Origin of the sequence: Stenotrophomonas humi (assembly GCF_001431415.1) — a bacterium.
Classification (GTDB): domain Bacteria; phylum Pseudomonadota; class Gammaproteobacteria; order Xanthomonadales; family Xanthomonadaceae; genus Stenotrophomonas; species Stenotrophomonas humi.
In genome coordinates this window covers 17,584-35,224 of sequence record NZ_LDJI01000029.1, presented here as the reverse complement: position 1 = coordinate 35,224, position 17,641 = coordinate 17,584, and the positions used below count along the sequence as shown (strand labels likewise).

The following is a 17,641-nucleotide window of genomic DNA, read 5'->3' as shown; positions in this document are numbered from 1 at the left end:
TATCGGTGCGGGGTGCGGCGACCGCAATTCGTGTGCAGGCCGCGAGCGGGCTGTCCGCACATGGCAAGCCGAGACGGCAGAACGAACACAGCCCGGACCGCGTTCACCGGGTGTCGCTCAGCGCGGCTCTGGCAGGCGCCTGCCCAGGCGGTCAATGCGGAAATGTTGGCCGCCGACAATCGCGGTGTGGCCCCCAGCATCAGGTTTGCCGGGATGGCAGTTCTCACAGACCTCGGCGGTTCCGTTCTTGAATGGCCAGCCCCAACTGAAGCGAGCGCTGAAGGCGGGTTGTAGCTGGATGTCGTAGTAACCCAAGCGGCCATTGACCAGCGCCCGGGTAAGCCCTTCCTGGAAATAGTCTGGGCCGTTGTCATAGTCGATGACCGGCAGATAGCGGCCATCGCGACGCACGTAGTAGTACTGATCGCCGGCCTGCAGTGAAGCCAGCCCGTCTTCATTGAAATTCAGTTGGGCCAATGCAGCGGCCGTGATGGAGAGCGCGCCTGGAGCGGCCTGCTGGCAGCCTTCCAGCACCGCGAAATCCGCCGTATCGCGGCGGTGGCAGGCATCGGCTGCGCCGGCAATGCCAGGCAGCAGGGCCAGCGACAGCAGGACTGCCACTGGCCGGATGCGGATACGCAGGCGTGCGGAGGTCACTGGGCCTTGCGTTCGAACTGCTTGGGCTGCGGCAGCTCCACCGGCACACCCGCCACGTCGCAGGTGCCCACGGCGCACAGGCGTTCACGCAGACGCGGAGTGGCCTGCACGATCAGATGGTAGATGGTGTTCTGTTCCATCGTGCCGCGCACTGCCGTGCTGCCCGGGCCACGTGCCCAGATGCCCACATCCTCACCGCCATGCGATTCGCTCTTGGACGGCACCAGCGCTTCCTGCATGTAGTCCGGGTGCTCGGTGTCGACGTGGGTCAGGTCCGGGCGGCCATTGGCCTGCTCAAAGCTGCTCGGGCCGTGCGGGAATTTCTTGGGGCCGGCCGGCTGCTGGTTGCTGGCACCGGTGTAGCCGGGGCCATTGGCGTAGCTGAGCGTGGTGTAGGGCATGCCCATGCCGTCGCGGGCCAGATCCAGTGCACCCATGCCATCTTCGCCGCCCTTGTCCTTGACCTTGCCCAGGATGGCGTTGCCGCGTGCCGGGTAGCCGACGAAGTTGAGCGTATGCGAGTGGTCGGCGGTGACGATGATCAACGTGTCCTCAGCCGAGGTGGCATCCATGGCTGCTTTCACCGCGTCGGACATGGCGATGGTGTCACCCAGTGCGCGGGCCGCGTTGCCGCTGTGGTTGGCGTGGTCGATACGCGCGCCTTCCACCATCAACACATAGCCCTGCTTGTGCTTGGACAGATTGGCGATGGCCGCGCGGGTCAGCTCGGCCAGCGAGGGTTCGCCGCCACGATCCTTGGCGCGGTCCTGCTCGTACTGCATGTGGTCCGGCTCGAACAGGCCGAGCAGGGCCGGGGCGTTGGCGGCAGCCTTGAGCTGGTCGGCGTTCCAGACGTAGGCGCCCTGCGGATGCGCAGCCTGCCATTCGGCAACCAGGTTGCGGCCATCCAGACGCAGGCCGACCTTGTCGTCGTACTCCGGGTCCTGCTCGTTGATGGTGGTGAACTGGCCACGGCCGCCGCCCAGAGCGACCAGCGGACCACGGCCGTAGCGCGCGGTGGAGATCAGCTGCTGGGCGATATCCGCGCAACCGGCGGCCTTCGCCGCTTCGGGCAGATCGGTGTCGTTTTCCCAGTTGCGCTCGGGGGAGTGCGCGTAGGTCGCTGCCGGGGTGGCGTGGGTCAGGCGTGCGGTGGAGACGATGCCAGTGGCCATGTCGGCGCTGTCGGCCAACTGCAGCCAGGTCAGCAACTCCTTGTTGAGGCTGTCGGCGCAGTTGTTGCGGCTGCCGGCGCTGACGCCGATGGCACCCATATGGGTCTTCACGCCGGTGGTGATGGCGGTCATGGTGCCGGCCGAATCGGGGGTCTGCGAGTCGGTGTTGTAGGTTTTGCTGAACGCCGTGGCCGGGAAACGCTCCCAAGAGAGCAGGTTCTCTTCGCCCGGATTGCCGTGGCGCTGGCCTTCCAGGATGCGTGCGGCGGCTACGGTGGTCAGGCTCATGCCGTCGCCGAGGAACAGGATCACGTTCTTGGCCTTGCCGGCCATGGCGCCATTGGCCGCTGCGCGGGCGGCGCCATCGCGGTACCACCACTGCGGGGTTTCACCGTCCGGGTGCGCCACTTTGGGCACGTCCACGATGATTGCCGAGGCGCTCGTGGAGGACTGGGGCGTGGTGCTGGCGCAAGCGCCGAGCAGCAGGGTGGACAGGGCAGCGGACAGGAACGTGGCTTTTTGCATCTGTGGTGATACCGGCGTGAAGACAAGGCGGCCATTATGGGCAAGCCCGGAAGGCATGCATATGACACGCAGCTTTTCCCTGCCGGGATCGTGCTGCGGCAAGCCTTGCGCTATCGTGGCACCCTCGATTTTGCTTCCCGGATTTCCTTTATGAACGTGGTATCTGCCTGGCTGCGGATCCCCTTCTGGCAGCGTGTGGTGGGCGGTTTCGTGCTGGGCGCGCTGGCCGGTTGGGTCCTGGGGCCTGCTGCTGAAACCTGGTTTGGCCCGTTGGGCGAGATCTACGTCACCCTGATCAAGATGATCGCGGTGCCGCTGGTGTTCTTCGCGGTGATCAACGCCATCAGCTCGTTGCACGGCCAGAAATCGGTGGCCGCGCTGGGCGGGCGCACCTTCCTGTGGTTCATCATCACCGCCGTCCTGGCGGTGGGCATCGGGCTGGCGGTGGGCACGGTGATGCAGCCGGGCACCGGCGGGCTGAAGCTGACCGTGGACAGCGCCTACACTCCGCGCGACGTGCCGTCGGTGGCGCGGGTGCTGATGGATGTGGTGCCGGCGAACGTGTTCTATGCGCTGGCCGGTATCGGCACGCGGGTCAATGCCGCCGGTGAGACCGTGCTGGCCGCCGGGCGCGGTTCGATCCTGCCGGTGATCTTCTTCGCCGGCCTGCTCGGTTTTGCCATGGTCAAGCTGGGTGAGAAGGTCAGCGAGGCACGCAAGCTGGTGGGCCAGCTCAGCGAGATCATGATCCAGGTCACCCGCTTCGTGCTGGAGATGACACCGCTGGGCACGTTCGGCCTGATTGCCGGGCTGGTGGGTACCTACGGGTTCGAGAAGCTGTTGCCGCTGGGCAACTTCGTGCTGGCCCTGTACGTGGCCTGCGCGTTGCACATCGTCATCGTCTACAGCGGCCTGTTGCTTGCACACGGGCTCAACCCGATCAAGTTCTTCCGCGGCGCGGCGCCGGGCATGCAGGTGGCGTTCGTGGCCTCGTCGAGCTTTGCAGCGATGCCGGTGGCGATGCGTTCGATCACCGACAACCTGGGCGTCAACAAGGACTACGCGTCATTTGCGGTACCGCTGGGTGCCAGCATCAAGATGGATGGCTGTGGTGCGATCTACCCGGCACTGTGCGCGGTGTTCATCGCGCAGTACACCGGCGTGCCACTGACGCCTGAGCAGTATGTGGTGGTGCTGATCGCCTCGGTGCTGGGCAGCTTCGGCACCGCCGGCGTACCGGGCACGGCGGTGGTGATGGCCACGGTGGTGCTGAGCGCGGCGAACCTCCCGTTGGAGGCGATTGGCTACCTTTACGCCATCGACCGCATTCTGGACATGATGCGCACCATGACCAACGTGACCGGGCAGATGGTGGTGCCGGTGATAGTGGCCAAAGAGACCGGACTGCTGGATCAGCAGGTCTACGACGCCGCAGGAGCGGTCAGCGTCGGCAGTGGTGATCACCGTACCTGAGTCCGGCCAAGCGGCACTCCATACGAACGAAGGTCGGCTTGCCGCCCTTCGTTTTTTTTTGGCCGTTACCTGTGCCGGGTGGGGCGTATTTGCGCGCAATGCAGTGCTCGCCGACGGCGCGGCAGTCCGTCCCGGGGAGCGCTGTAGCAGGGTGTAACACGCGCCTGTAACACCCCTGATACACCACCGGGAGAACCGCGCTGCAGCACGGTCGTGGTCCCATGAATGGCGAGCAGGGCTTGCCCCCGCAAGCCTGGAAAGCTGTGACAGGGATACAGTCGAAGGGGTTGTGTCTGCGGTCCATCGCATTGTTTTTATTGAATAAAGCGGCTTGGCACGGATGCTGCTCTTGGTCCCCCGTCGGATTGAATGGACGGAGCAATGGACAGCAGGATCAGCAATCGCATTACCGGCTTCATCGGTGCTCTGGTACTGGTGGCAGCCAGCGGTTCGGCAGCGCACGCATCGGGGGCGCGTCAGGGTGTCAAGGCGCAACCCGGTGAGATCGTGTTGCTGCGCGATGTCTCGGCACGGCCGGCGTATCGCATGCAACCGCCGGGCCTGGCGCTGATTGCCGACCCCTCGCCGCGCAAGGAACTGGGCTCGGCATTGGGCGCGGGCGGCATGGACGAGCTCAGCGATGCCGACTACGCCGCCATGGAGTCGGGCCTGGCCGGCAGCCCCCTGGCGGGTCAGCACGGCCAGACCACCGTCGAGCGTGTCACCTCTGGTGTAGTGGGCGGCACGATGGGGCGCGTAACCGGGGACGGCGGAATGCTGTCCGGCGGTCAGCTGGCACGCAGCATCGGCGGCCCGATGGGCGCGGTGGGCGGTGCCACGCGCGGCATTGGTGACCAGGTGCGTGGCGCGCTGGCGCAGTTCCCGCTGGGGCAACCTGCAGGGCCGGGTGGCAAATGAGCCGGTACCTCCTCGCACGGATGCAGATCGTCGGGCTGGTCATGGGCGTGGCGATGGCCGCGCCGGTGATGGCGCAATCCAGAGCGGATGACTACACCGGCATGCTGTCGTACCTGTCGACGGACGCGCGCATCGACGGTAATGCATTGGCGGGTGCCAACGGTGCCATCGCGGTGAACCAGGCCGCCGGCGACTTGAACCTGCAGGCCAACCTGCACAGCTTCGCCAGTGGTCGCAACGCAACCGCGAGCGTGAGCGCCACGCAGCGGCATCTATCAGACGAATTCAACACCCCGATGCAGGCCAGCGCCCGCATCGCGGGCAATGCGTTGGCGGGTGCCAGCGGCATTGCATCGATCAATCAGGCCAGTGGCGGCGGCAATTCGGAATTGAACTCCGTGACCGCGACATTGGCCGCACAGGGCATACGCGAGGCAAGTGATGAAGCAATGGCTTCATCCGAGGCGCTCGCGTCGGCGGGGGAGCAGTCTGCTGCCAATGATCCACGCGCCACACGAAAGGTGGGAGTGGACGCATCCGCATTGCGCGGGTTTGACGGTGTGCTGCAACTCAATCAGATCGCGGGATCAGGCAATGCAACGGAGAACAGATTCAGCATCTCCGTGCAGGGCACCCCGTGAGCAATGTTCCATCCACCCGATGCATCAGAAAACCTGAAGAGGGCACCATGAAAGCGAATAAATGGACAGTACTCGCCATGGCGGTTACCGCATTCACCATGAGTGCGGCAGCCAATGCGGCGGACGACCAGAACGCGAGCGCGAACATCAATCACCAGCACAACGTGAATGAGACGCGCACGAATACCAATACCAATACCAATACCAATACCAATACCAACGTAAACACCAACGTAAACACCAATGTTGATACCGACATTGACCTCAAGCTGGACGCTGCCGCTCGGCTGCGCTATTCCGATACGCGTAGCAATACCGATACGCGGACCAACACCGAGACCACCAGCACCTGGTCCAACGAGGTTACCGAGAACGTCAACAAGACCTCGAACATCAGCGCCGACGAACGCAAGGAAAAGAACAACCACGGCGTCGATGTGAATCTTGAAAAGGACATGCGCCTGAGCTCGGACGTCAGCTTCTCCGGCGACCCGACCATCACCGGCGACATCAACCTGGATTCGGCCGCGATTGCCATCATCGACAATCGTCAGTCGATCTCCAACAACGAAGCCGAGAACGGCCTGTTGCAGAACGATGCCTCGATCGCCGATGACGTTGGCTCCACTGCCTCGGGCAACCTGGGCTTCAACGTCGCCGCCGGCGACAACAACGCTCAGGACAACGCGGCTGCGCTGTCGGCAGCGGATGCGTCCTTCAGCTTCGGCATGGCCGATGCGGAAGTGTTCGTACACCAGAGCGGCATGAACAACTACACGATGAACTACGGTGTGACCAACACCGCAGGTGTGGGTGGCAATGCCTTCAACGGTGCCTCGGGCAACATCGGCGTGAACGTCACCTCGGGCAACAACAACGAGCAGAAGAACGCCCTGGCCGCCTCGGTGGCCACCAGCGCCTATGCGACCTCGAGCATCAGCTCCAACCAGGTTTCCTCGGGCAACGAAGTCAGCAATGACGGCTACTACGACTACCTGGTCAACACCTATTCGCTCAGCATGAGCGGAAAGGTCACCGGCACCACCAAGGGCACCGGCACCGGCACTTACAGCGGCACCGGCAACTCCTACCAGAAGACCAACTTCTATCCGGACAACTGGGAAGGCAACACGCATCCGGCAGGTGACCAGACAGGTCACTCGGATTGGGACAACCAGACCCAGGGTGCTGTGGCCAACCCGAACAAGCCGGGAGTGGGTGGCATGGCTTGGGATACCGACGAGAAGGGCAACCTGAGCTTCTCGGAAATGGGTACCGCCGATCTGACCGCAAGTCTGAGCGGGACGGTGATCGACGTGGATTGGATCGCGGTTGATGCGACCAATACCGCCAGCCTGTCGGGCAGCGCGTTCTCCGGCGCCTCCGGCAACATCGGCGTCAACGTGTCCTCGGGCACCGGCAACCTGCAGGCCAACAGCCTTGCGCTGGCCGTCGCACAGCCCTCCACGGGCGGTGGTGGCGTTGGCGGTGGTGGCGGCAACGAACCGTGACCGATCACGTCATCCACCTGGATGATGTTTCAGCCCTGAGCAACAAGCCCGGTCATCCGCCAATGGCCGGGTGACACCGGGAGCCCCTGTTCCTCTCCCCCGTGGAGCCGGGGCTCCCACCTGCTGAAGTTCCTGGAGATGTGACACTCATGTTCGGCAAGACTCTGGTCATGGCTTGTGCATTGCTGATGGCACCGCAGATGGTGCGCGCCGGCGACGTCGCCTTCAGTGGCGTGTTGCCCAATGGCGGGTTGTACAGCGGCCAGGTCGAGAGCATGCAGGAACGGCGTTTCCGCAATCTGGTGCGACAGCACACTGACTACAGCTGCGGTGCGGCCGCATTGGCCACCATTCTCAAGCATGCCTACCACTTGAACACCGACGAGGCGACGGTGATCGAAGGGATGATGGGTCTGGCGGATCAGGAGCTGGTTCGGCAGCGTGGCTTCTCGCTGTTGGACATCAAGCGTTACGTCGAATCGTTGGGCATGCGTGGCCGTGGCTACCGTGTCAACGAAGACCGGCTGGCAAGCCTGCGTGTACCGGGGCTGGTGCTGATGGATGTGCGCGGCTTTCGCCACTTCGTCGTGCTCAAGCAGGTGCGCGATGACATGGCCGAGATTGGTGATCCGATTCTCGGCAACCGACTGGTGCCGCTGAAGGAATTTCTTGAAGCGTGGCCGTCACGCGCGGTGTTCGTGGTGATTGGCAGCGACTTCGACCGCAATACGGCACTGCTGCAACCCAGTGAGAAACCAAGCGCGCGAGCGCTGGCTGCACGCCAGGGGCGTGGGCCGATAACCGATGCCGAACTGGTCGACTTCGGGTTTACCCATGCCGACCTGTTCTGAAGGAGCACTGTCATGAACAACTTCAAACCCTGCCTGCTGGTGCTTGCGCTGATGCTCGCGCTGCCTGTCCAGGCTGGAGAGCACGCTGCACGCACCGGCAAGGGGCTGCAGGAAATTCCCGACGCCGAACTCAACCTGATGCGCGGCCGTTACACCGTCGGTGGAAATTCAGTGGCCTGGTTCGGCGTGACCATGATCTCCACCTGGCAGGCTGCCAACGGCCAGAGTCTGCAGGGCGCGCTCACGCTGGGCATGGACTTCAGCAAGGGCAGCACACCCAAGGTCACCTTTACCCCAAGCGTCAACATCACCGCCGCCAATGCACCACTGCCCGATGCCAGTGGCCGTGCCATCGATGGCAGCGGTTTGCAGAATGTCTCCGGCCTGAGCCAGAGCGTGCAGATTGCCGGCGATGGCAACCGCGCCAGCAACGTCCTGCATTTGAACGTGCGCAACGACGGCGTCATCCCGGGGCAGGGGAGTGGGGGCGGAGCGAGCACCGCCACGGCACAGGCGGGCGATGCCAGTGCTACGGCCAGCTTTGACGGCAATACCGCGCAGTTGCAGCTGCGCATGGAAGGCCAGGGGGCGGTGCAGCAGTGGATGCGCAGTGGCAGCGTGGGCCAGAGCATCCAGTTGATGGCTGACGGTCAGCAGGTGGGCAACCGCCTGCAGATCGATCTGGTCAGGCAGTCGTTGGGCGGCAACTTGCCGTTGGCGCAGAACGTGGCGCAGGCCATCACGCTCAATCGGGGGATTGGCGGGGTGGGCGGCCAGTGAACGGCCCGTGCACTGCACGGGCATCGACAAGGACAACACAGAGGAACACGACAATGAACCGACTGGCGATGGCGGCGCTGGTGAGTCTGGCTGTGGTTTCGCCCTCAGTGGCGGCGCAGGAGGCGAAGGCCAGCAACAGCAGTGATGAAGAGGATGTACGGGCACTGGTGGCGCAGCTGGAGGCCCTGAAGGCCAGCTACGCGCAGGAAGTGCGGCGACTGCGCGAACTGGATATGCAGGTGCAGGCGATCCAGGCGCGGGTCGGCGGCAAGACGGCGCAGGCCATGGCGCCGGCAAGCGTGCCACCGCAGGCTGCGGCGATCACTGCCGAGGCGGCGCAGACCGCGCAGAAACCGGCGGGAACCGGCGAAGGCTATGCCAGCAGCGCCGCTGAGGCACAGCAAGCCAAAGAGGCCGCGCGGCGCAGTGTCGATGACGTCAAACAGCAGCAGTCGGCATTGTTCAATCGCCGCCTGACGCTTGAAAACAGCGTCAGCTATGCGCGCTACGACCGTAAGCAGCTCACCCTCAACGGCTTCCTGGCGCTGGATGCGATCTTCCTTGGCAACATCGCCATCGAGAACGTGGAATCCGACTCGGTCACCTACAACTTCGCTGCGCGTTGGGGCTTGAATCCAAGGCTGACCCTGAACCTGGATGTGCCCTACCTCGCACGCAAGACCATCTACCAGAAAGGGGGGGCCGGTGGCTCGGCCGCAGCCATCGCGCAGGAGGAAACCCATGGCACCGGCATTGGTGACGTGACCGCCAGCGCCAACTACAAGCTGTTCGGTGAACGTGGCTGGCGGCCGGAAACCGTGCTGACCGGCGGCGTCACCGCACCGACGGGACGTGAGCCCTATGGCCTGGACTGGAAGGTGATCGAACGCGACGACGATGATTTCATCCGCTTTGCGGTGCCGGCCAAACAGCCCACCGGCAACGGCGTGTGGCAGGCCAACCTGGGCCTGTCGGCGGTGAAGACGGCGGATCCGGCGATCCTGTTCGCCAACGTGGGCTACATCCATTCCTTCAAACGTAGCTTTGACGACATCGATTCCAACCCGGACACGATCAATCCGGGTGAAGTGAAGTTGGGTGGTTCGTATTACTTCGGCGCCGGCATCGCCTTCGCCTTCAACGAGCGCACCAGCCTGAGCATCTCTTTCAGCGACAAGCTCAGTGCCCGTGCGTCAACCCGCTACAAGGACGGCAAGTGGATGAAGGTGATCGGCAGTGACGCCAACGCCGGCACGCTCAATCTGGGCGTGACTTACGCGCTGACCTCGAAGGCGACATTCGTCAGCATGCTCGGCATCGGCCTGACCCCGGATGCACCGGACTTCAGCCTGGCGTTCAAAGTGCCGTACATGCTGTGACCCCGGTAGAGCCGGGCCGTGCCCGGCAGGGGTGTTCTGCGTGGTCTGTGAGCTTGCAGCGAAATCCGCTTCCGCCGCCTCCCTTTCGCATGGCGAAGGGGAGGCCTGGGGAGGAAGGCCGTTGCTGCTGCTCCAGAATCACTCAACCACGCATCTCAGCGCAAGCCTTCCAATGTCAACTGATGCTTGCGACACATCCGATAGATGGTCACTCGTGACACTTTCATCATCCGCGCACACGCACTGACGTTGTAACGGCTTTGCTGCAGGCACGACAGCAGGGTCTCGCGTTCGGCATGGGTGCGGGCATGGGTCAGCTGTCCAAGGCCGGCGCCATTGCCGTCCTGGCTCAACTCCAGGTCCTGGCAGGTGATCAACTCACCCTCGGCAGTGATGGCCGCGCGCTGCACCCGGTTCAGCAGTTCACGTACGTTGCCTGGCCACTGGAAACGCTCCATCGCATGACGCGCCTCACTGCTGTAACCGCGTGCGCGGATGCGGTGGCGGGCGCGGAAATCAGCCAGGAAATGTCGTGACAACAATTCGATATCGCCATCGCGGCTGCGCAGTGGCGGCATCGACAAGCGCAGTACGTTCAGGCGGTAGTAGAGGTCGCGGCGGAAGCTGCCCTTGTCCACCGCACGCTCCAGATCCACGTGGGTCGCGGCGAGGATGCGGACATCGACATGGATCGGCTGATTGCTGCCGACGCGTTCGATGGTGCCTTCCTGCAGCACCCGCAACAGACTGGTCTGCGCGTCCAGTGGCAGGTCGCCGATTTCGTCGAGGAACACCGTGCCGTTGTGCGCGGTTTCAAACAGGCCATGACGACGGGTGGTCGCACCGGTGAAGGCGCCGCGCTCATGGCCGAACAGCTCCGACTGCACCAGGGTGGATGGAATGGCGCCGCAGTTCACGGCCTGGAACGGCTTGCCATGACGCGAAGACAGGCGGTGCAAGGCATGTGCGGCAACTTCCTTGCCGGTACCGGTTTCGCCGGTGATCAACACCGGCAGGTCGACCGGAGCGAACTTGCGCAGGGTGGCGCGCATGACCAGCATCACTTCGCTGTCGCCCAGCAGCGTGTCGAGCACATCGTCGTGGGCCAGTGCCAAGGGGGCATCACCCAGCGCCTGCAGCTGCCGCAGCAACTCCTTGATGTCGGGCGGGTGCGGAAACTGCTGCCGGCAAGCGGCAAGCAACGGGTGCGACATCCGGACGTCGTCTTCACCCTGTGCGGGGGTGAGGGCAAACAGCGGCATGTGCCGATGCTCGGCGGTGAGCTGGCTGATGCGCTCCAGTTCGTTGTCCGAGCTGGAGCGGAAATCAATCAGGCCGACCACCATATCGCCGCCGCGCATGCCGATGTCGGCGGGCTGTTGGGGTAGAACCGCACGTACTTGCCAGCCATCCGCAGCCAGCATCACTTTTTCTCGCGCCCCCGGTTTTCCGAACCAGATAACACAACGTTTGCTCGAATCAGGTGCTGCGGCCATGCGTGGTCACCTTTGCGTTCGGTGGCAACCATATACCCCTGATTCAGAAGGGTGCAATCACATCTGTTATGTGAATTGGCGCACCTTTGTCATGAGGCGTATTAAGGTTGCTTCCACCCGGCTGGATTGTCACCGCCATGAAAAAAGCCGCCGCCCGGAAGGGCGACGGCTTTGCTGGCGGTACCTGCGTTCGCTTTACAGCGGGACGCGGCGCGCCTGCATGAATTTGTCGCTCCAATAACCGGTGAGCAGGGTGTCGGTACGCACGTCCTTGCCGGTGCTCGGGGCATGCAGGAAGCGGCCCTCACCGACGTAGATGCCGACGTGGTCGACACGGCCGCGACGGCCGAAGAACACCAGATCGCCGGCAGCCAGGGCCGAGCGGTCACGGATCAGTTCGGAGCTGGCCTGGCTGGCCATCTCGCGGGACACACGCGGCAGCTCGATGCCCAGCGCGGTGCGGAAGACGTAACCGACCAGGCCGCTGCAATCGAAACCGGCATCCGGCGAGGTGCCGCCCCACCGGTACGGCGTACCCAGCAGGGTCATGGCGCGGCGCAGGACCGACTGCACCTTGCCGTCAGCGTCGTTGGCGAGCGCGGCTTCGGTGGCGGCAGAAACGCCCTTGGAGGCGTCGTAAGCGGAGATCAGGCGGCTCAGGTCGCCGGCAAACATCGCCGAGCGGTCCATCAGCGGAATGGTGTCGCTGGCGGCCAGGTGCGGCAGCAGTGCGGCCAGCGTGGCGGTGGCAGCGGCGTCGGCCTTGCTGCGCTGAGCCTCGGCGCGGGCAGGCGCCGGCTTGGCGGTGGTCTCTGTTTCCGCAGCGCTCTGGGCGAAGGCCGGGAGGCTGGCGACGGCCAGTGCCACGGCGCACAACAGGCGACGGATGGAGGGTGAAACGGTCTTCGGCTGGCCCGGGTAGGACGTGTTGTCAGTCGTCACGCGGCAGTCACAATAAAATTCGATGGGCGATCATGCCCTGTGAAGCGTGGGTATAGGTACAAATTTCGTTAATTATTCGTTATTTTTGGGGACTGAATTCACGGTTTACCGCAAAACACGCTTGGCACCGGTGTAATGGTTACGCCAGTAAGGGCCGTCCAGGTAATCCAGTCTTACGGTTCCGCCGGTGCTTGGGGCATGCACAAAGCGGCCTTCACCGACATAGATTCCGACATGCCAGACGTTGCCCTTGTCGCCGAAAAACACAAGGTCGCCAGCGGTGAGGCGGTCGGTGGCGATCTTCGGCCCCTGGATGGCGGCCAGCTCGCGTGAGGTGCGTGGCAGGTTCAGCGCCAGCATGTCCCGGTAGACATAAGTGACCAGGCCGCTGCAGTCGAAACCGGATTCAGGCGTATTGCCGCCATACCGGTAGGGCGTGCCCACCAGGCCCAGTGCCCGCATCAGTACCGACGACGCAGCGGCTGGGTCGGCCGGTGCCACGGGAGAGTAAGTGTGGCCCGACGGCGGTGCTGACTTGCTGGGGCTGTGCCCGCAGCCCGCCAGGGTGGCAGTGATCAGGAGCGCGGCGGTCAACTGCCACGTACGGGAGCGGAAAACTGGCGTGATGTGCATGGAGCCCGGATAATGCGCCACCTTAGAAGGCCGTCATCATGGCGGCGTACCCGGCGGCCGACAAGGCCGTCCCAACGACTGCCCCGGGCAGCCACCAGATAGAGTCAGGCATGAAGATCGAAAAAGACCGCGTCGTCCGCTTCCACTACACCGTTTCCGAAATCGGCCAGGAGCCGATCGAAAGCTCCAAGGACCGCGATCCGCTGGCGATCCTGATCGGCCACGGCAACATCATCCCGGGCCTGGAAGCGGCCATGATGGACAAGGAAGCCGGCGAGAGCTTTGGCGTTGACGTGAAGTCGGCCGAAGCCTACGGCGAGCGCCGTGAAGGCTTGACCCAGCGCGTGCCGAAGAAGCATTTCGGCACCACCCGTCTGATTCCGGGCACGCAGGTGATCCTGCAGACCAACTTCGGCCCGCGCGCCGTCACCGTCGAAAAGGTCGGCATGACCGTGGTCGACGTTGACCTGAACCACCCGATGGCTGGCAAGGATCTGCATTTCGACGTGGAAATCATCGAAGTGCGTGAAGCCAGCGAGGAAGAAGTGCAGCACGGCCACGTGCATGGCGACGGTGGTCACCAGCACTGATTGCCGCACCGGCAGCAATGCAGCAAACGGCCCGCCCTGTGCGGGCCGTTTTGCGTTTGAGGGGCATGGCCCTTGAAGGAAATGGCAGGGGAGCACAGCACATGCTGTGCTGAGGCTTTCGCGGTAGTGGTGCTGTCGGACGCGGCCCGGTACGTCCTCCCCCGGCAGGAGGGCATGTTTTAATCGCGCACCTGTCACCAGAGCGTGTCTGCCCTTGTCCACTTCCGCTTTCCAGCCCGTCACGCCAAACGAGCGCATCGCCACGCTGGACGTCCTGCGTGGTCTGGCGCTGCTTGGCATCCTGCTGATGAACATCGAGGCCTTCGGCGGGCCGCTGGACCTGTCCTTCACCGGCATCGATGCGCACTGGCAAGGGCTGGACCGCTGGGCCGACGGCTTCGTCTACATTTTCGTGCAGGGCAAATTCTTCACCCTGTTCTCGTTGTTGTTCGGGGTGGGCTTCGCGGTGATGGCGCAACGGGCCGAAGCAGCCGGGCGCGACTTCACCCGCTTCTATCTACGCCGCAGCCTGGGCCTGTTGTTGATCGGCCTGCTGCATGCGGTACTGCTGTGGGCCGGCGATATCCTGGTGGCCTACGCGCTGCTGTCTTTCGTGTTGCTGGCGTTCCGTGAGGCGCCGCGCAGTTGGTTGCCGGTGCTCGGCACGGCGGCCTATCTGGCCGCGGCTTTGCTGATTCTGCTGTTGGGTGCGGTGATGTCGCTGCTGCCGGCCGACGAAGTTGCCAAGCAGGCCAGCACCGCACTGGCTTCGATTGAAGCGCAACGTCAGGCTTATGGTCACGGCAGTTATGGCACGGCCGTGCTGCAGCGGCTGCGGGATTTCGGCACCTCGCTGGGCGCGTTGATGGTAGTGGGGCCGCAGGTGCTGGGCATGTTCCTGATCGGCGCGTGGTTCGCACGTAGCGGTGCCATCGCCCATCCGGCCGAGCATCCCCGCTTGTTCGCTTGGTTGCGTTGGGGCGCATTGCCGTTGGGTCTGGGGTTGATGCTGTTCAGTGTGTGGTGGCTGCCCTATGTCGTGCCTGGGCGCTTCGACCTGCGTTCGACCAGTACCTATGCCTTGAATGCGGTGGCGGGCCTTTTGATGTGCTTGGGCTACCTGGCATGGGGGGGGCGCTGGAGTGCGCATCTGCGTTGGTTGGCGCCGGCAGGGCGCATGGCGTTGAGCAACTACCTGGGCCAATCGCTGATCTGCACCCTGGTTTTCTACGGTTATGGGCTGGGCTGGTTCGAGCAGATGGGCCGTGCGTGGCAGCTGCTGTTTGCGATCGCCCTGTTTGCCGTGCAGGTGCTGCTCAGCCATTGCTGGCTGAAGTACTTCCGCTTCGGCCCGATGGAGTGGGTGTGGCGTGCGATCACTTACTTGCAACTGCCACCATTGCGCCGTCAGTCGATTGGTTGAGGAATAGAATCGGCGGGTGAATTTCCCCAAAGACGATGTCCTGATCATCGGTGCCGGCGCCACCGGCCTGGCTACCGCGTTGGCCCTGTCCCACGCCGGGCGCCAGGTGCGTGTACTCGATGCGGGCCGCCTCGGCGGTGCAACCTCGCATGGCAATTGCGGCACCATCACGCCCAGCCATGCACCCCCATTGGCCGCGCCCGGCGTACCGATGCGCGCGCTGCGCTGGATGCTGTCACCGCAGGCGCCGCTGTATATCCCACCGCGTTTTGATCCATCGCTTTGGCGCTGGTTGGTACGCTTTGCCGCGCGCTGCAATTCGCATGCTTGGTTGCAGAGTACGCAAGGCCGCGCGGCGCTGTTGAACGACTCGCGGCAGCGCCTGGTCGAGTGGGTACGCGATCATCAGCTCGATTGCGAGTTCGCCGAGAAGGGCCTGGATTACGTATTCCGCGAGCAGGCCAACTTCGAGCGACATGCGGTTGAATGCGAGGCGTTGCAGCAGCTGGGAATCGCCACGCAGGTGATCGACGGCGCTGACTATCTGCGGCAGGAACCGGCCTTCAATGAAGGCATCGTTGGTGCGATCCGCTTCCCCGGGGATGCCAGTCTGCGGCCGGATCGCTACACCGCCGAACTCGGTCGCGTACTGCGTGCGCAGGGTGTGCAGATCGAAGAACACTGCGCGCTCGTCTCGTTCGATCCGCAGAAAAACGGCGTGCGTGTGCGGACCGCGAAAGGCGAGCGGTATGCGGCCGAACTGGTACTTGCTACCGGCGCGTGGTCGCCGCAGCTGGTGCGCAGTGTGGGGTTGCGTATGCCGATACAGCCTGGCAAGGGTTACTCGATCACCACCAGCCAGACGGCACAGGTGCCGAGCCGCCCGGTGGTACTGAAGGACCGCTCGGTGTTCGTCATCGCCTGGGATGGGCGCATGCGGCTGGGTGGGACGATGGAATTCTCCGGGCAGGATCGCCGCCTCAATGAAACCCGATTGCAGGCGCTCGAACAGGCGGCACATCACTATCTGCGGCAACCACTGGGCGGGGCCGTGCATGAGCGCTGGTATGGTTGGCGGCCGATGACCTGGGACGATATGCCGATACTGGGGCGTTCGCCCCTGCATGCTCACGTCTGGCTAGCGGCCGGCCATGGCATGCTCGGCATCAGCATGAGCAGCGGGAGCGGACAACTGATGGCTGATTTGATTACCGGGCAGACACCTGCCATTGATCCCACACCGTATCGCGCGGAGCGATTCCAATGAGTGCCAGTGCTTACGATGTGGTGGTGATTGGCGGTGGTTCGGGTGGGTTGGCGGCGGCATTCCGCGCTGCAGGCCATGGCGCCAAAGTGGCGATGCTGGAACCTGCGCCATTGGGCGGTACCTGTGTCAACGTCGGCTGCGTTCCGAAGAAAGCGATGTGGCTGGCGGCCGACCTTGCCGAGCGTATCGGCCTGGCTTCGCGAATGGGATTCGAGGTGCCAGCTGAGCCGGGCTTGGATTGGGCACAGCTGGTACAGCGGCGGCAAGGTTATATCGCCAACATCCACGCCAGCTACCAGAAGCGCCTGGGTGAAACCGGCGTGGCTCGCATCAGCCACCGTGGTCGTCTGCTGGATGCGCATACGGTGGAGTGCGATGACGGCACCCAGCTGCTTGCCCGGCATATCGTCATCGCGACCGGTGCGCATCCACTGAAACCTGATATTCCAGGCGCTGAGCTGGGTGGCGTGTCTGATGATTTCTTCGCATTGCAGTCGCGCCCGGCGCGGGTGGCGATCATCGGTGGGGGCTACATCGCGGTGGAGCTGGCCGGCGTGCTGCGTGCCCTGGGTAGCGATGTTGCGTTGCTGGTACGCGGGCAGCGTTTGCTGGGTCACTTTGATGCGGAGGTGTCCGCGCAGTTGGCCGAGAATCTGCGCCTGCAGGGTGTGGAACTGCATTTCGGCTGCGAAGTGAAAGCACTGGAGCGCCAGCATGGCCGCGTGCGCGCCGTGTTGCAGAACGGCCCGGAGCATTCGGTGTTCGACAATGTGCTGTTCGCCACCGGGCGCGTACCGAGCACGCATGACCTCGGCTTGGAACAGGCGGGTGTCGTGCTGGGCGAGAAGGGCGCCATTGAAGTGGATGCCTACCAGAACACTTCGGTGCCAGGCATCTTCGCTGTGGGTGACGTCACTGGCCGGGTGACGTTGACGCCGGTGGCCATCGCCGCCGCGCGTCGCTTGATGGACCGCCTGTACGGCGGCCAGCCCGATGCACGGCTCGACTACGACAACGTGCCGAGCGTGGTGTTCGCGCATCCGCCATTCGGCACGGTGGGATTGAGTGAGGAGGAAGCGCGCAAACGCTTCGATAAGGTGAGCACGTACCACAGCCGTTTCCGGCCGATGCTGCAGGCATTGGGGGATGGCGACGTACGCACGGTGTTCAAGATGGTCTGTGCGGGCGATGATGAGAAGGTCGTGGGCATCCATCTGTTGGGCGAAGGCGCCGACGAGATCCTGCAGGGCTTCGCGGTGGCGCTAAAAGCCGGGATCACCCGCAGGCAGATGGAAGACACGGTGGCGATTCATCCCACGTCGGCCGAGGAAGTGGTGTTGATGCGTTAGGACGGAGGAGGGGGCTTTCAGCACCTGCTTT

General features: G+C 63.9%; 16 protein-coding genes. 11 read left to right on the top strand and 5 right to left on the bottom strand.

Features of this window, described 5'->3' with window-relative positions:
* Positions 1-117: 117 nt before the first annotated feature.
* Both ABB26_RS15345 and ABB26_RS15340 read right to left on the bottom strand, forming a co-directional pair.
* Positions 118-657, bottom strand: coding sequence for a WG repeat-containing protein (locus ABB26_RS15345; protein WP_245626238.1), 540 nt, complete (start codon positions 655-657; stop codon positions 118-120).
* Complete coding sequence (locus ABB26_RS15340) at positions 654-2,357, bottom strand: alkaline phosphatase (protein WP_057635582.1); 1,704 nt, start codon at positions 2,355-2,357, stop codon at positions 654-656. The genes ABB26_RS15345 and ABB26_RS15340 overlap by 4 nt, the downstream gene beginning before the upstream one ends.
* 150 nt (positions 2,358-2,507) lie before the next feature.
* Here ABB26_RS15340 and ABB26_RS15335 point away from each other — a divergent pair, with 150 nt between their 5' ends.
* From ABB26_RS15335 to ABB26_RS15305, 7 genes are all read left to right on the top strand, one after another.
* Positions 2,508-3,830 (top strand): dicarboxylate/amino acid:cation symporter, encoded by a 1,323-nt coding sequence (locus ABB26_RS15335; RefSeq protein WP_057635581.1) that lies wholly within the window; start codon positions 2,508-2,510, stop codon positions 3,828-3,830.
* 369 nt (positions 3,831-4,199) lie between these two features.
* The gene (locus tag ABB26_RS15330; protein WP_057635580.1) at positions 4,200-4,748 is read left to right on the top strand and encodes a hypothetical protein; all 549 of its coding nucleotides are present in this window, start codon (positions 4,200-4,202) and stop codon (positions 4,746-4,748) included.
* A 20-nt stretch (positions 4,749-4,768) separates the two neighbouring features.
* Positions 4,769-5,389, top strand: a complete 621-nt coding sequence (locus ABB26_RS15325; RefSeq protein WP_057635579.1) for a hypothetical protein — start codon at positions 4,769-4,771, stop codon at positions 5,387-5,389.
* 47 nt (positions 5,390-5,436) lie between these two features.
* Entirely contained in the window at positions 5,437-6,900 is a 1,464-nt protein-coding gene (locus ABB26_RS15320; protein WP_057635578.1) for a hypothetical protein, read from the top strand.
* 149 nt (positions 6,901-7,049) lie between these two features.
* On the top strand, positions 7,050-7,751 hold the full coding sequence (locus tag ABB26_RS15315; RefSeq protein WP_057635577.1) for a C39 family peptidase: 702 nt from the start codon (positions 7,050-7,052) through the stop codon (positions 7,749-7,751).
* Positions 7,752-7,763: 12 nt separating this feature from the next.
* On the top strand, positions 7,764-8,531 hold the full coding sequence (locus ABB26_RS15310; protein ID WP_057635576.1) for a hypothetical protein: 768 nt from the start codon (positions 7,764-7,766) through the stop codon (positions 8,529-8,531).
* 53 nt (positions 8,532-8,584) lie between these two features.
* Positions 8,585-9,910, top strand: coding sequence for a transporter family protein (locus ABB26_RS15305; protein ID WP_083490873.1), 1,326 nt, complete (start codon positions 8,585-8,587; stop codon positions 9,908-9,910).
* A gap of 155 nt (positions 9,911-10,065) precedes the next feature.
* Here ABB26_RS15305 and ABB26_RS15300 read toward each other — a convergent pair whose 3' ends face one another.
* The 3 genes from ABB26_RS15300 to ABB26_RS15290 form a co-directional block, all read right to left on the bottom strand.
* Positions 10,066-11,406: a sigma-54 interaction domain-containing protein gene (locus ABB26_RS15300; protein ID WP_057635575.1), complete on the bottom strand. Its 1,341-nt coding sequence runs from the start codon at positions 11,404-11,406 to the stop codon at positions 10,066-10,068.
* A 195-nt stretch (positions 11,407-11,601) separates the two neighbouring features.
* Positions 11,602-12,348 carry a C40 family peptidase gene (locus ABB26_RS15295; protein WP_057635574.1) on the bottom strand — a complete coding sequence of 249 codons (747 nt, stop codon included), beginning with the start codon at positions 12,346-12,348 and terminating at the stop codon, positions 11,602-11,604.
* Between the two features lie 105 nt (positions 12,349-12,453).
* Positions 12,454-12,981 (bottom strand): C40 family peptidase, encoded by a 528-nt coding sequence (locus ABB26_RS15290; RefSeq protein ID WP_057635650.1) that lies wholly within the window; start codon positions 12,979-12,981, stop codon positions 12,454-12,456.
* Between the two features lie 110 nt (positions 12,982-13,091).
* Here ABB26_RS15290 and ABB26_RS15285 point away from each other — a divergent pair, with 110 nt between their 5' ends.
* The 4 genes from ABB26_RS15285 to gorA all read left to right on the top strand — a co-directional run bounded on the left by ABB26_RS15285 (position 13,092) and on the right by gorA (position 17,610).
* Entirely contained in the window at positions 13,092-13,571 is a 480-nt protein-coding gene (locus ABB26_RS15285; RefSeq protein ID WP_057635573.1) for an FKBP-type peptidyl-prolyl cis-trans isomerase, read from the top strand.
* A gap of 208 nt (positions 13,572-13,779) precedes the next feature.
* Positions 13,780-14,994 (top strand): DUF418 domain-containing protein, encoded by a 1,215-nt coding sequence (locus tag ABB26_RS15280; protein WP_245626242.1) that lies wholly within the window; start codon positions 13,780-13,782, stop codon positions 14,992-14,994.
* A 16-nt stretch (positions 14,995-15,010) separates the two neighbouring features.
* Positions 15,011-16,261 (top strand): NAD(P)/FAD-dependent oxidoreductase, encoded by a 1,251-nt coding sequence (locus ABB26_RS15275; protein WP_057635571.1) that lies wholly within the window; start codon positions 15,011-15,013, stop codon positions 16,259-16,261.
* Entirely contained in the window at positions 16,258-17,610 is a 1,353-nt protein-coding gene (gene gorA, locus ABB26_RS15270) for a glutathione-disulfide reductase (RefSeq protein WP_057635570.1), read from the top strand. Before ABB26_RS15275 ends, gorA begins: the two co-directional genes overlap by 4 nt.
* Positions 17,611-17,641 lie beyond the last annotated feature (31 nt).

What these genes read in the sequence shown, in the direction of transcription:
- ABB26_RS15340 (WP_057635582.1), bottom strand. Translation starts at nt 2,357, where the DNA reads ATGCAAAAAGCCACGTTCCTGTCCGCTGCCCTGTCCACCCTGCTGCTC.
- ABB26_RS15335 (WP_057635581.1), top strand. Translation starts at nt 2,508, where the DNA reads ATGAACGTGGTATCTGCCTGGCTGCGGATCCCCTTCTGGCAGCGTGTG.
- ABB26_RS15330 (WP_057635580.1), top strand. Translation starts at nt 4,200, where the DNA reads ATGGACGGAGCAATGGACAGCAGGATCAGCAATCGCATTACCGGCTTC.
- ABB26_RS15325 (WP_057635579.1), top strand. Translation starts at nt 4,769, where the DNA reads ATGCAGATCGTCGGGCTGGTCATGGGCGTGGCGATGGCCGCGCCGGTG.
- ABB26_RS15320 (WP_057635578.1), top strand. Translation starts at nt 5,437, where the DNA reads ATGAAAGCGAATAAATGGACAGTACTCGCCATGGCGGTTACCGCATTC.
- ABB26_RS15315 (WP_057635577.1), top strand. Translation starts at nt 7,050, where the DNA reads ATGTTCGGCAAGACTCTGGTCATGGCTTGTGCATTGCTGATGGCACCG.
- ABB26_RS15310 (WP_057635576.1), top strand. Translation starts at nt 7,764, where the DNA reads ATGAACAACTTCAAACCCTGCCTGCTGGTGCTTGCGCTGATGCTCGCG.
- ABB26_RS15305 (WP_083490873.1), top strand. Translation starts at nt 8,585, where the DNA reads ATGAACCGACTGGCGATGGCGGCGCTGGTGAGTCTGGCTGTGGTTTCG.
- ABB26_RS15300 (WP_057635575.1), bottom strand. Translation starts at nt 11,406, where the DNA reads ATGGCCGCAGCACCTGATTCGAGCAAACGTTGTGTTATCTGGTTCGGA.
- ABB26_RS15290 (WP_057635650.1), bottom strand. Translation starts at nt 12,981, where the DNA reads ATGCACATCACGCCAGTTTTCCGCTCCCGTACGTGGCAGTTGACCGCC.
- ABB26_RS15285 (WP_057635573.1), top strand. Translation starts at nt 13,092, where the DNA reads ATGAAGATCGAAAAAGACCGCGTCGTCCGCTTCCACTACACCGTTTCC.
- gorA (WP_057635570.1), top strand. Translation starts at nt 16,258, where the DNA reads ATGAGTGCCAGTGCTTACGATGTGGTGGTGATTGGCGGTGGTTCGGGT.